Source organism: Plesiomonas sp. PI-19, assembly GCF_021368255.1.
Lineage (GTDB): Bacteria > Pseudomonadota > Gammaproteobacteria > Enterobacterales > CAMTGL01 > Plesiomonas > Plesiomonas shigelloides.
Map to the genome: position 1 here is coordinate 189,777 of NZ_JAJNMQ010000002.1, position 13,613 is coordinate 203,389.

General features: G+C 50.0%; 11 protein-coding genes. 7 read left to right on the plus strand and 4 right to left on the minus strand.

Annotated elements, in window-relative coordinates; translation table 11 throughout:
* The first annotated feature begins 67 nt into the window (after positions 1-67).
* From LQ901_RS15780 to chrA, 7 genes are all read left to right on the plus strand, one after another.
* Entirely contained in the window at positions 68-937 is an 870-nt protein-coding gene (locus tag LQ901_RS15780; protein WP_152135584.1) for a hypothetical protein, read from the plus strand.
* Between the two features lie 307 nt (positions 938-1,244).
* Entirely contained in the window at positions 1,245-1,445 is a 201-nt protein-coding gene (locus tag LQ901_RS15785) for a hypothetical protein (protein WP_152136574.1), read from the plus strand.
* A 774-nt stretch (positions 1,446-2,219) separates the two neighbouring features.
* Complete coding sequence (locus tag LQ901_RS15790; protein ID WP_152135586.1) at positions 2,220-3,074, plus strand: lysozyme inhibitor LprI family protein; 855 nt, start codon at positions 2,220-2,222, stop codon at positions 3,072-3,074.
* Between the two features lie 264 nt (positions 3,075-3,338).
* On the plus strand, positions 3,339-3,521 hold the full coding sequence (locus LQ901_RS15795) for a hypothetical protein (RefSeq protein ID WP_152135587.1): 183 nt from the start codon (positions 3,339-3,341) through the stop codon (positions 3,519-3,521).
* Positions 3,522-3,805: 284 nt separating this feature from the next.
* Complete coding sequence (locus tag LQ901_RS15800; RefSeq protein WP_218572268.1) at positions 3,806-4,687, plus strand: hypothetical protein; 882 nt, start codon at positions 3,806-3,808, stop codon at positions 4,685-4,687.
* A 164-nt stretch (positions 4,688-4,851) separates the two neighbouring features.
* Entirely contained in the window at positions 4,852-6,150 is a 1,299-nt protein-coding gene (locus tag LQ901_RS15805) for a tetratricopeptide repeat protein (RefSeq protein WP_230405874.1), read from the plus strand.
* Positions 6,151-6,367: 217 nt separating this feature from the next.
* On the plus strand, positions 6,368-7,597 hold the full coding sequence (gene chrA, locus LQ901_RS15810) for a chromate efflux transporter (RefSeq protein WP_152135590.1): 1,230 nt from the start codon (positions 6,368-6,370) through the stop codon (positions 7,595-7,597).
* 297 nt (positions 7,598-7,894) lie between these two features.
* On the opposite strand, the gene LQ901_RS15815 is transcribed toward chrA, so the two are convergent.
* The 4 genes from LQ901_RS15815 to LQ901_RS15830 form a co-directional block, all read right to left on the minus strand.
* Positions 7,895-9,310 carry an FAD-dependent oxidoreductase gene (locus LQ901_RS15815; protein WP_152135591.1) on the minus strand — a complete coding sequence of 472 codons (1,416 nt, stop codon included), beginning with the start codon at positions 9,308-9,310 and terminating at the stop codon, positions 7,895-7,897.
* A 22-nt stretch (positions 9,311-9,332) separates the two neighbouring features.
* Entirely contained in the window at positions 9,333-11,123 is a 1,791-nt protein-coding gene (locus LQ901_RS15820) for a putative 2-aminoethylphosphonate ABC transporter permease subunit (protein WP_152136569.1), read from the minus strand.
* Positions 11,120-12,202: a putative 2-aminoethylphosphonate ABC transporter ATP-binding protein gene (locus LQ901_RS15825; protein WP_152135593.1), complete on the minus strand. Its 1,083-nt coding sequence runs from the start codon at positions 12,200-12,202 to the stop codon at positions 11,120-11,122. The genes LQ901_RS15820 and LQ901_RS15825 overlap by 4 nt, the downstream gene beginning before the upstream one ends.
* 285 nt (positions 12,203-12,487) lie before the next feature.
* Entirely contained in the window at positions 12,488-13,528 is a 1,041-nt protein-coding gene (locus LQ901_RS15830) for a putative 2-aminoethylphosphonate ABC transporter substrate-binding protein (protein WP_230405873.1), read from the minus strand.
* Positions 13,529-13,613: the final 85 nt, after the last annotated feature.

Consider the following 13,613-nt stretch of genomic DNA (forward strand, 5'->3'; position numbering starts at 1 on the left):
AATGCGGGCTACGTCAGTGGATTGCGTATGATAGAACTCTTCGTAGGTACAACCAAGGGATAATAAAATGAATAATAAAGCAAAGGCAAATCCGTTGGCGTCTGCAGAACAAGGTGCACAACAGCTCGATGTGAGCATGTATGAAAACCTGACGTACAATGAATTTCAAGCATTACCGAAAGAGGAGCAACACCGAATATCCAAGTGGAAACGGCAACGGGTCATTGAGGCTCCAACCCTCTATGAATGGGATATTCGGGCGGCAACAATATATGGCTTTTATGGGTTAGTGTGGCTTGGAGTTCTTAGCCCCTGTATTGCTTTGGTTGTTCTCGCTGCCTATTTATGGACGGATGATAGAGGTTTCGCGGTGGGGCTCATCATCATGGCTTTTGCTATGACGTTGTTTACCCGTTACCTCTGGTTAGCCGACAAACAATACCACTATCGGCTTACCACTGAAGGATTGGTGACCACCGAACACGATGCGATTCCAGATGCAGCCTACGCAGTAGTACGGGGAATTGCATGGTTTGGAGTCGTGGTGTGTGTCGTCAGCGTGGCATTGCTAGGGCCAGCCGCTTTGGTGGGAGCCGGTGGTTTTGCATTGATGGCATTTTTCTTCACTGACTTTAAAAATGAAGAAACTACCTCAACGACAGACATCAAGCCTGGCTATCCGCACTTAATAAAATTGACACATAAAAGACCGTATATATATTGTAAGGCAGAAAAATTTCAGTTTGGATTCTATTCAAATGTTAAATGTTATTGTCATCCAGAAGATATGCATAAGATTCTTTCGCTGTTGATGGAGCAGTTACCGGGATCGGAGCTTGTTTTATTTAAAAATGAGCATGCCGTCAGAAATTCTGACATGCTCTGCCATGATGGTGAATTAGTTCAATTGTCAGACTTTGAATCTAAAAATAAATAGCTACGGAGTTCATGTTTTCTATTGCGCTTGTTTTTGGTGCGATAGTTTAATAACTAGTGACCTCGCTTTGTGCTCACCTATTTTCAGGCGTTTTCTGTGGTTGTTGAATGAGAAGCTGTGTAATCTCAAACGCTAGGCTGGAGATGATAAATAAATTTAGTTTTATATCATGTGCCAGAATGCTGAAAATTTCAGTAGTGAGTTATTATGTTTTATTGCTCGCAGCTAATTAAAAACCAACCTCGCGATTACAGTCGAAGTAATATCAGCAATATGTGATATGATGTAATGACTAAGGTGTTAAGAAATGAATAAAGTAAACAGTCAAGAGACGAATGAAAATGTTTCTAAACCTAATGACCATGTGAGTGGTGAGTTTATTGAGATTTCGGAGGATACTGCTCTGTATGAGAGGGAGGTTGAAATCCCTGTATCTAAACCATGGTTTATTACTCTTTGTGTTGTTGGTGTCATTTTACTTGTTAAATTCCTGTTTGCAGATCTTTGAGGCAATAACTGAAATATAGAGTGTTTCATTGCTTTCGGGTCATTAAGAATGTGATTACAGTGGGGGAACTTCAGGTTTTCCGGTGCAAGGTATAATTATTGGATTACATGCATTTAAGATATTATTTTTTTAATTGTCTTTTGGTATGGATATAACCTTTACCATATCGAGCGCAATTGGGCTGTGGCTAAGGCTGGTTTCTCTGAACTGTCGTGATTTGTTAAAAGTTCGACAATTAACCACCGCATGCCCTTGACAGCCGACATGGTGATTACCCCAGATCTGCACCCAAGCCAACAGCAGTCCCCCACTAAGTGACACGCATAGATACTCATCGCTTGCTCTATGCGGGTACATTCAATGAGCCGATATCATGCGTCGTACCCTATGTCTGGCACTGACTGCTGGGGCATCAAAAGCAATCAATACATGCTAGAAAATGGGCTTTCTAGTTTTATCTATAAGTCATCGCAACATCTTGCGCACATCATAGTGAGTTATGCTGATTAAGCAATAAATGCTGGTTGATCTGCTTTGTTTAAGCAATTTTTTACTTGGATTGTGCTTTTGCATTTGTTGCGCGACATAACCTATTGATAAATATAATCTAAATGTGTGGCAAGGAATTTGCTTATGAGAGGCGCTTGAGCTGATAAATCAGTAGTACTGCTAATTCAGTGTATTGCTGCTGACATTCCTGAGTTATTCAGCGCGGTAAATGAGCAGGTCACATGACTGAGCGATTTTCCGTGTGCCTCAAGCTGTATGTGACTAATGGTATTGATTGTAATGGGTTTAGATGTGGTGAGAACAATTAACATGAATTGGAAGTCATTAGGCGTTGTCGTTTGTGGTCTTTTTGTGAGCAACGTACATGCAGGTTTTTTTGATAGCAATAAAGCCAGTGATTTTAAATGCGGCAGAGAAGATGTTGTTTTGGCGTTAACATCCGCTATCCGTGATAATGCATTAACTCATGCATATGACTCAGTCGGTGAAATTGCCAACTTAAAAGGGGTAATGGCCTCTACAAAAATCAATGCATCTGAAGTTACTACAACAAAAACCGTCGATAATGAATTGACCTGTTCGGCAACAGTGTCATTTGACGTACTACCTAGTTTGCAAGTGGTCGCTGATTCAGTTCCTGTTGTCTATGATGACTTCATTAAAACACTCAAAAATGACTATCGTGCTATCTACGATGGTAACTCTGTTACGTGGAAAGATGTCACTTATACGGTGAGATTGGCGGATAATAACAAAGATATTTCTGTCAAATTAAGTAATGTTTTTTATCCTGCATATGGTTTGGAAAAGTATGCTGAGCTAGATGCTAATAAAGTTGAAATTATTAAAGCAAATGATCCTGCTACATTGGTGACCGCTAAGGCTGCTTATGAACAGGAAGATGCAAAATTAAATCAAATATGGAAGGCAATCCCACCCTCATTTAGATCTTCGATGAAAGATCAGCAGGTGTCTTGGATTTGGAGTAAAGATGAAACCTGCGGCCGAATTCAAGATACGGCGCTCACCTCGCTAACTATCTCACAAAAAGTTAGCATTTTTGAGTGCCAAACTAAATTAACCAAGGAGCGAATCAGCTTTTTGGGTGGGGCGAAATAGTACGCGGTAAGCATTTTAAATAGTTAGGTGGCTCGCTCTCTAACACTGTGATGTTAGTGGTTTTGATGAGAATTTGCTCATCAAGACCGCTAAAGATAGATCAAAACATCCACATTACTTTTGTCGATTAAAATAAAGAACCATCTAATGCCAAACACACAATACGGATACCTAAGCCTACTGTTATTTGTGGCCGGCAGCACATCACAGATGACATCTCTTAATGATCAACAGTTATTATAAAAGTTCATGTAAGGTCAAGGCGTGACGCAGTTTGACGTGACTAATCACTGCTCGCTAAATTCATGGCAGTTACAAGGGCTGGAAGAGGCTAATTTGGCAGGGGACACACCGGGCTGGCGACAGGCCAAACCGGTGGAGGACGATGATAAATATCCTTTAGATCGGAGCAAGATCACTGCACTGTTGCAGCCATTATTGAATTGATTTGAGATTAATTGATGAAAAAACCTGTATTACCTTTTTTTGCCGGACAGCACCGGCAAGAGCGCCTTAGCGCCCGCACTGTTTTTAGTCCGTTACCGGTCATGACCAATGTTCCACCTGTACGGCGAGCTGATTGGCTCACTAAAAAATGCGACCACTATATTGAAATAGGGGGGGCAGGCGGCTCTCTATTACAAACCCAATATTTTTATATGTTTTGGGTGTTAGGACTATTGTTTTTTGCGATGGTTTTTTGGGGCGTCCCATGGCGTTCTGGTGTTGGTATGAGTCATGGGCAAGGCTGGGTAGGTGTTTGGGCTGGGAACTATCAAGAGGTGTGGATCGGCCCAGGCCAGTGGCGAATGGAGTTCAGTTGGATGAATTTATTCGGCGCAGTTCTATTGCTGGGCATGGGGCCCGGTTTTGCGCTGTATATGACTGTAAAGCTGATTTGGGAGCATCAGCAACAATTGCACCGAGTGTTACCATTTCGCTTTCATCGCCAACGCCGCGAGGTGATGCTATCGCGCTGGGATAAGCGAGCTAAAAAAACTGAAGTGCGAATTTTTCCGTGGGAAGAGATGTGCGCCATGGTCGGGGAAGGTTCCGCAGTATCCACCAGTGGTGTAATGACGATGGCAACGTTGTTTTTTGGTATCAATTCCGATGAGAGACCGGGGCATTTTTGGTCAGGGATCAATGTCGGTACGCTGAGCAAAGAAATTGGTGCCAGTGAATGGGAAATGATCCGCCGCTATATGGATGAAGGCCCTGAGGCTCTTGATGAGCCAGCGCCAATCACCTTTAACGGCATGATTGATGAATTTTGCCGAGAGCGAAAAATACCCCGTAGTGCCTTCTCGCCATTGCGCCGTCTTTGGTGGGAAATGAACGGTACCCGTTTGGGTATTTTGCGGCTCAATATTCAAAGCCGAGTCCAAAAACGTTTTGCCGAGCGTTATTTCTCTGCCCATCCTGAGTTTGCAGCCTGGAGCGAGCCGCTGCCGCCAGAGCAATGGGTAAAACCGAGTGCACGTTTGGTGCGTTGTAATCAGCTATTAGCCGAACAATACGCTAAAGGTCGCACGATTTTCACTGTAGGTGATGTGCGCGAACTGTTGGGTGAATCCATCAGTGATGAAGCCGCACAGGCATTAGATTATTGAGTATATAACTATTGTAACGTTTTTTTTCGTTACTGTGCGGCTCAAAACATTGAGTCTTGAATTCTGAATATACAACTAATGTGAATATAAAGAACCATCCAATGCCAAATATACAATACGGATATCTAGGCCTACTGTTATTAGTGACAGGCTGCACATCACAAATGACATCTCTTAATGATCAGCAGCTATTACAAAAAGCCCAGCAAGGTCAGGGGCGAGCACAGTTTGAGCTGGCTACTCGCTTAGCAGGAAAAGCACAACCTGATTATAGCGCAGCGATGCGCTGGATGAAGCAAGCCGCCGAAGGTGGAGTGATGGCTGCTGATTCGGCAACACAAAGCCGCGCCGCAGCACAAGTAGCAACGTGGTATGAGCAAGGTCTGGGGGAGCCGAAAGACCCTGTCAAAGCGCGTTCGTGGTGGCAACAGTCTGCTGCTTTGGGAAATGCTCAGGCATCATGGCGTTTGGCGCAGCTCTGTCAACAAAACAATGATGACAAACTGGTGGCTGAGTGTGTGGATAGTTTGGAGCAAGCCGCGAAAGGTGATGTCATTGAGGCTCAGCGGGCACTGGCCCTGTGGTACAGTCAAAAATCCGAGGCATCTAAAGAAGCAATAGTCTGGTTGACGAAAGCCGCTCAAGCCGGTGACCGTAGCGCGCAGACCACACTAGGCAGTTTTTATGCGCAGGGGCGTGGTGTACCACGTAACCTTGCGACGGCAGAGCGGTGGTATGCCAAAGCCGCAATACAAGCCGATCCGCAAGCGCTGCTTTGGATGGCAGAACAGAGTAGAGGTAAAACCGCTTTTAGTTGGTATCAACAAGCAGCAGAAGCCGGAGCCGCGTCGGCGCAGTTGTGGTTAGCGAATGCCTATCTATCCGGCAATCAGGTGCCGGCTAATCCCGCATTAGCGCGTGAATGGTTGGTCAAAGCGGTGAACAATGGGTCACATGAAGCGCAATACCTGTTTGCGCTACAGCAAACAAGCGCCGCAGAGCGCGAACATTATTTAACGCTGGCTGCAGAAGGCGGGCTGGCTAAAGCCCAAGTCGCCTTAGGGCGTGCAAGCTTGCGCGCGCAGGCACTTAGCCAAGCGCGAGGATGGTTTGCTAAAGCGGCAGCGCAAGGGGATGTGGAAGGGCGTTTTGAATACGGTGAGATGTTACGTGCTGGCCAAGGTGGTGAGCATGACTATCACGGCGCTTATCAGCAATACCGCTACGCTGCGCAGCAAGGCAATCGCATGGCGCAATACCGTATGGGAATGATGCGCGAAGAAGGTTTAGGTGGGCCGCGTAATCGCCTGCATGCGTATGCATGGTTCTCGTTGGCGGCAACCGAAGGGATGGAAGAGGCGATCCAAGCTCGTGAAACTCTTGAAGGTATGATGACGCCGGAAGAGATAAAGCGAGCTCAAAAGTTGTCGCAATACTGGTTCAAACAGCAAGAGTCCGCCTAAAGATATTGGGCTATCTTTTGATAATCTAGTGATGAGGCTGGTTGGTTCAGGCGCTGAGGTAAGCGGCGGGACGACGGGAGAGCGCAATATCGCGCCATTTGGTGTATTCGCACTCCCGCCCAATCGCTAACATACTGATTACAAACATTAACTGTTTTGTCATAATTGAGTGCTACAGTGGTCGGCTGACGTTATTCATCGGGATTTTGGTTAACTTATGTCCTCAGCTGCCACTCCTTCGTTTCATCTTTTCCTGATTTTTCTCCGTCTTGGTCTGACATCATTTGGTGGGCCGGTCGCCCATCTGGGTTATTTTCATCATGAGTTTGTCGCTCGCCGTCGGTGGTTAAGTGAATTTGAGTACGCCGATTTAGTGGCCTTATGCCAATGCCTGCCCGGGCCGGCCAGTAGCCAGTTCGGCATTGCGCTGGGCTTTCGTCAAGGCGGCTATCTTGGTGCGCTGGCGGCATGGTTGGGTTTTACTTTGCCGTCGGCACTGTTGATGGCGGGAGCAGCGTGGGGAATCCAGCACTATGGGCTGTTACCCAATGGCTTTTTAATGAGTGGCCTTAAGTTAGCGGCGGTCGCCGTAGTGGCGCATGCGGTGTGGAATATGGGCTGGCAATTGTGTCGTACTCGCGGCACGCTGTTGCTTGCCGTGATGGCGCTGGCGGGATCGCTGATGATTGCGGATGCGCGTATGCAACTGCTATTCATCATATTTGGCGCGGTGATTGGTCGGTTTTGCTTGTCGCCCGCGGCCGTGGGCTTGCGTGAGTCTATTCCTAACTCCATTCTTAATACGGCTCCGTCGATGGCGGTACATTCTAGGGGCATGTCGCCTAGGCAGGGGATTGTTCTCCTGTTGCTGTTTGCGGCGTTGTTAGTGCTGTTACCTGCGTTGATGCTACTGGTGACATCACCGGCGTTGTCACTGTCTTCCGCCATGTATCGTGCGGGTGCCTTGGTGTTTGGTGGCGGGCATGTGGTGTTGCCGTTACTGGAGGCGGAGTTCGTGCAGCCGGTTGGTAGCATGTCAGCCGATCATTTTTTGGCTGGATATGCATTGGCGCAGGTGGTTCCTGGGCCGTTGTTCACCTTTGCCGCTTATCTGGGCATGAGCGAGCAGGGCGTGACAGGGGCGTTATTGGCGACCCTGATGATTTTTTTGCCGGCGTTTTTATTGGTCTTAGGTGCATTGCCGTTCTGGCAGGCGTTTTGCGCGCAGCCTCGTTATCGTGCTGTACTAACGGGCATCAATGCGGTGGTCGTGGGGATTTTAGCGGCGGCCTTATATCATCCGGTGGCCTCAAGTGCTATCCATCGTCCGTCAGAGGCGCTGATCGCCGTCGTTGGGTGGTTGGCATTGCAAAAATTGCGTTGGTCACCGATTCGGGTGATTGGCTTAACCTTGCTTTTGTATGGGTTATCGGTCGCGCTTTTGTGATTGCGATGGGGTTTATTGACTCTTGCTGAAAGGTTTCATTTACAACCCGTGCGGTGCGTGACGCTTTTTATCGTACTGGGCAAATACATGCGCTACCCTGCCGGCAGTTGATTATGTGTCAACGTTGTTTTATCACCCTTTTGCGTTTTGTGTTGTTTATTCCGCCGCAGTTCTAGACTGCGGCGGTTTTTTTATCTGCGTATTATCTTGATGATCTTGCCGGCTGAGCGTTTCCAGCCTTTCCCATTTCGCGGCTAGAAAGAGTCATTCCCTTTCAGATAAGCGGGTTAAGAAATGTTAGTGGGTATCGGCTTTGCCGGCGGCGTCAGCCAGTTTGGCCAGTTGCTTATCCCACCAATGTGGCGCTCTGTTTTCATCTTCGGCTCTCTCTTTACGGCGAATAGCGTTGCGTACCATCATGGCGCCAACCCAGCGAAATGGCTCCGGTGGGAAATAACCGCGGGGGCCACCAGTGAGCGCGCAGCGAGTCCAGTCATTATCTTCGTCACAAACCAACGCCGAGAGGATCTGTCCGCCGATCCAGCTTTGGGTAACGCCATTGCCTGAATAGCCAAAGCCATAAAAAATATTGGGATGCTGCCGCCATTGGCCAAAAAAGGGCAGGCCATCTACCGAGCGATCGGAGGCGCCACACCAACTGGCGGCAATCGGGGTTTTATTCAGGTGTGGGAAGAAGTGATACAGCGCTTGGCTGAGTGACTCTTTATAGCGGCTTGGTTGGTCAAATTCGGCCAAATGGCGGTTAGCAAAAGCAAAGGTGTTACCGCCTTTTCCTAACATCAAACGGCCATCGGGTGTAGAGCGGTAGTAGTAAACAAACGTGCGCCCATCTACCACACAGCGGCCATGATCCATCTGTTGCTGCTGTAATGAGGCAGGTGCTGGCTCTGTGATCACCATGTCGGATGACACCAACACAATGCTGCGCCGGAACTCGCGAAAACGCTCTGCCATGGCACTGTTAATCGCCAAAATCACTTGTCCAGCCTGAACTTGCCCTTGCGGGGTACGAATAGTGACTATGCTGCTCTGTTGGCTATTAGGAATTAACTCGGTCATCGGGGTACGTTCGTAGACTTCAATGCCCATGGCACGGGCTGTGTGCAAGAGGCCACGTGCCAGCAGCGCCGGTTGCACCGAACCAGCGTAAGGGCTGAAGTGGGCTTCTTTATGCTGAGTTGAGCCGCAGGTTGATGCGAGTTGTTCGCCATCAATGTGCTGCCAATGGTTGAGGCCTGAATCTGACAGTGCGCTGAGTACTGGCGCCATTCCCCCCTGTTGCGCCTGATTGGTGGCGGTATACAGGGTGCCTTCTAAGCGCAAGTCGGCGTGGATCCCGTGCTCATCACAAAAGTTGGCGATAGCGTGCACCGCTTGCTCGGAAGCGCTGACCAGCCAGCGCGCTTGTTGCTCACCAAATAAACGGCGTAGTGTGAGGTATTTTGCTGACCAGGTCAGCATACAACCGCCGTTGCGCCCAGAAGCGCCGGCGCCACACAGATCTTTTTCTAGCACCACAATGCGCCAATTTGGGCGCGCTTGGCGCAGCGCAATGGCACTCCATAGGCCAGTATAACCACCACCGACAATGCACACATCGGCATGCAGTGTTTCGCTAAGTGGCTGCGGATCAGGATAGCCTTCGCCAGCCAGTGCTTGTTCGAGCCAAAACGGATAAAACGGGGACGACATGACAATAACTCCTTTTCAATGTTTATGCATGCTGGCGCCAGCGTTGCGTGCGCTGAAGTAATGCGCGACTGGCGAGATGTTCGAGCAGCTTGACCCCAGCGGCGGCCAATAAAATCAAGGTCGCCATGGCGGCCGCGGCGGCGGTATTACCGGAGTCTTCCATGTTCAACACCGCGACCGAGGCGGGAATGCTATCACCGGCATACAAGAAGATGACGGCAGAGGTGGTGGTCATGGCATTCACGAAGAGGTAAATGAATACCTCCAGCAAGGCGGGCAGGCAAACGGGCAATGTGACGCGCCAAAAAGCTTTCCATGCCGGAATCCGTAGCGATGAGGCCACTTGCTCCAGCTCGCGCGGCAGCTGTTTCAAACTGGTCAGCAGCGTCATGTGTCCAACGGTGTAGTAGTGCATGACGCAGCACAACACCAACAGGGGCAGCGTGCCATACAACAGATTTAGCGGATTTGCAGGATGGTTGAAAAAGGCACTGTAACCGAGTCCGAGTACCATACCGGGCACGGCCAATGACAGCATCGCCAGCAAGTGCAGCACTTGGCGTAAGGGCGCAAAGTGACGACCTTTTTCCTGTGCCCACGCCAGCAGAGTCAGGATCAGGGTACCGGCCAATGCGGTGAGAAATCCCAACTTGAGCGTGTTGAGAAACGGCAACCATCCGTACACGCTGCCGCTATCAAAATCATAATTGGCGAAAGTGAGGCTCAGATCATAAGGCCAAAAACGAATCAACGAGCCGTAAATCGCCATGCCGGCCAATGCAATAAACAGCAAGGCTATCGTGGCACACCAGATAAAGGCCAAGGTATCGCGTACAGGGTGTGGCTGAGGGATATAAGGCACACTACGGGTGCTGGCTTGCTCTTGTTGCCGTGAACGTAGGCGATGCTCTAAAGCAAAACTGAGCAACGCCGGTAATAGCAGCAACACACTAGCTACCGCTCCCAACGTGAAGTTTTGCATACCAATCACTTGCCGATAGATGTCGGTTGCCAGCACACTAAAATTACCACCAATAACCTTGGCGACACCAAAATCACAGATGCTCAAAGTGAATACCGCAATCGCGGCGCTGAGTAAGCCATAGCGCGCTTGTGACAATGTCACGGTAACAAAGGTGCGCCACGGTGAAGTGCCAAGAACACGGGCCGCTTCGTACTGCCGCGCGTCGCTATGCCCTAACGCGGTTGTCAAAATCATCAACGCATGCGGAAAGCACCAAAATCCCAGTCCAATGGCTATGCCCAGAGCACCATAGATACTCTGCTCACCCAGTAAACCGCGCGCAATGCCTTGATTGCCAAACCAGTACATCAAACTGATCGCGGGCAGCAGTGATGGCATTAATATCGGCACTAAACCAATGAGGCGGAAAAAACCTTTCCACTGCATGCAGGTGCGGGTTAGTGCATAGGCGTAAGAGAAAGCTAAGGTAATGACGCTGACAGTAAGCACCAGACCCAGCCACAGCGTATTTTTAACAGACTGCAGCAGATTCGGGCTTTGTAGGTATTCGGCAAAATAGCGCAGCCCCGTCCAATTGCCTTGCGCGTCGCGCACACTATTGAGCAGCATACTTAGCAGTGGAAGTAATACACCCATTGTCAGCAGTGCGATGCCACCGATCAGCAACAGTAGTTGCAGACGTTGGTCGGGGCCACTGGCGGCACGCAGCTTTTGCCAGCGCAACCAGAGGGAATGTGACGCTGTAACCGGTGGTATCACCGGGGCATTCGCGGCGTCGACGCGGGTATCAACATACAAGGACGGGGATTTCAGGGATTGATCGCTCATGCGGCGCTCTCCTGTACTCGCGGTGCGCCCTCAAAGGCTTGCATGGCATCATCGGGCCAAGACAGCGCACAGCGCATGCCACTACGCCAGTGTGCTGCACTGGCAAAGGGTGCTAACACTTGAATGGTCTGAGGGCCGAAATAGGTCTCGGCCTGACAAAATAGCCGCAGCTGGCTGCCTAAAAACTCTATTTGCGTGATCACCGCCGGAAGCGCGCCAGCTTCGGCGGGGTGTAATTGAATTGACTCTGGCCGCAGCGCAATGCACAAACGACTCCCGGTTTGGCCGCGATTCGCCAATGTCAGCGGATGGGTATTGAGGCGAATTTGCCGTGGGCTGATGACCATGCATTCAAGAAAATTCATGCTACCGACAAAGCGGGCGACAAACTGACTGCTCGGGCGCTGATAGATGTCGCGTGCGCTACCGCTTTGGCTGATTTGACCTTGCTCCATCACCACAATGCGATCGGCCATGCTGAGGGCTTCTTCTTGATCGTGCGTCACCATGATGGTGGTGATGCCAAGGCGTTGCTGCAACGCGCGGATCTCGGTGCGCAAATGGGTACGCACTTGAGCGTCCAGTGCACTCAGGGGCTCATCGAGCAATAACAGTCCTGGCGAAAGCGCCAATGCGCGTGCCAGCGCCACACGTTGTTGCTGGCCACCGGAGATTTGCGCCGGATATTTGTGTGAATGTTCACGCAGGCCGGTCAGATCCAGCCATTTCAAGACGGTTTCGTGAATGTGCGCTTTGGGCAAGCGGCGATTTTCCAACCCAAAGGCAATGTTTTGCGCCACGGTCAGATTGGGAAACAAGGCATAAGATTGAAAGACAATGCCAAAATCGCGCTGCTCAGGGGGCAGCCACGTGATATCGCGATCTTGTTGGATAATTCGGCCGTTGTCCGGTAGCTCCAGACCGGCGATCGCGCGCAGCAGTGTGGTTTTGCCACACCCTGATGGCCCAAGAAAACAGACAAACTCACCCGCCTCAACCGAGAGGGAGATATCACGCAGTGCCTGAAATGCGCCGAATGACTTATTCAGGTGGGTGATCTGTAAATAGGGATGACTCATGCCGGAATACTCCTTTATTGGTATATACCAGTTTGCGGAAGGTATATGACCAAAGCATGACTGAAACATGACAAACCGATGATGGTACGGAACTTGGGGGTGTGGATGACGCGCTCTAGAAGCAGGCGGGAAATGCAAAACCGATCCCTTGTACATATAGCCACGTAATAAATTAGCTACGTTGTCACTTCGGGATCGGTCAGCGTGTGCGGCAAGGTCGAGCGTGAACAATCTATGTGTACACGCTCACTATGTGTAAATGCTCAGCCTAGGATGAAGGCACAATTACTGTTTTTTCGGCTCGCTCTTACCATCAAAGCGCTGGCTCCATTCCGTTAGGATCTGCGAGCGCGCTTGCGATGCCCACTGAAAATCATTTTTGATCATCTGTGCGGCGATATCCTGCGGATAACCTGGGTGGGCTTTGGCCTGATCGGGGCGAGCGACCACCGCAAACGATTTGGCATACAGCGCATTAGATTCTGCCGATGCGGCGAAGTCCATCAGGCGCTGCGCGGCGTTTTCACGCGGTGTGCCGGCGATAATCGCGGCAGCCTCCATATCCCAACCCGAGCCTTCGCTAGGGAAAATCACTTGCAGTGGCGCGCCCTTGGCTTTGAGGCTGGTGGCAGGAAAATCAAACGAAATCCCGATAACGGTTTCACCGCTGGCGGCTAACTTGCACGGTGCTGAGCCAGAGTGAGTGTAGCGGTCGATATTTTGATGCAGTTTTTGCATGTAATCCCAAGCTTGATCTTGGGGTTGGGTCTGCATCCAACCGGCGACACTCAAATAACCGGTGCCTGATGAAGCGGGGTTTGGCATCACAATCTTGCCTTTGTAGATAGGTTTGGTCAGGTCAGCCCAACTGGTGGGGGCAGGAATGCCCTGTTTTTGTGCTTCCACCGTGTTAAAGCACAGTGCGCTGAAATAGGCATCCAGACCAATCCAGCGCGGTTGCTCGCGCGCATCGCGAAAGCGCGCATCCAGCTGCTCGAGCCCTTTCGGCGCATAGGCGGCCAGCATGCCGGCATCATCAAGCTGGATCAGGCTGGTGGCCGCTAATCCCCATACCACATCGGCTACCGGACGCGCTTTTTCTGCCAGCAGACGGGCGGTGATCACTCCGGTCGAGTCGCGTACCCATTTGATACGGATATCAGGCTGTTGAGTTTCAAAACTGCGCTTAAGCTCCGCTAACTGCTCCGGCTCAAAAGCAGTGTACACGGTCAGCTCCGTTGCCGCCAAGGCCGGTGTGCTGCAGGCAATGGCCAGCATAGAACTGAAAAAAGTACGTGACAGTAACGCCGATATTGGGTGTGACATGAAATTCTCTCCCTAGATGGATAATTAGACTGGGTAAATTGGTATAAACCAGATAACTGAGGGAGAGGGTAGAAAAGGAATATGA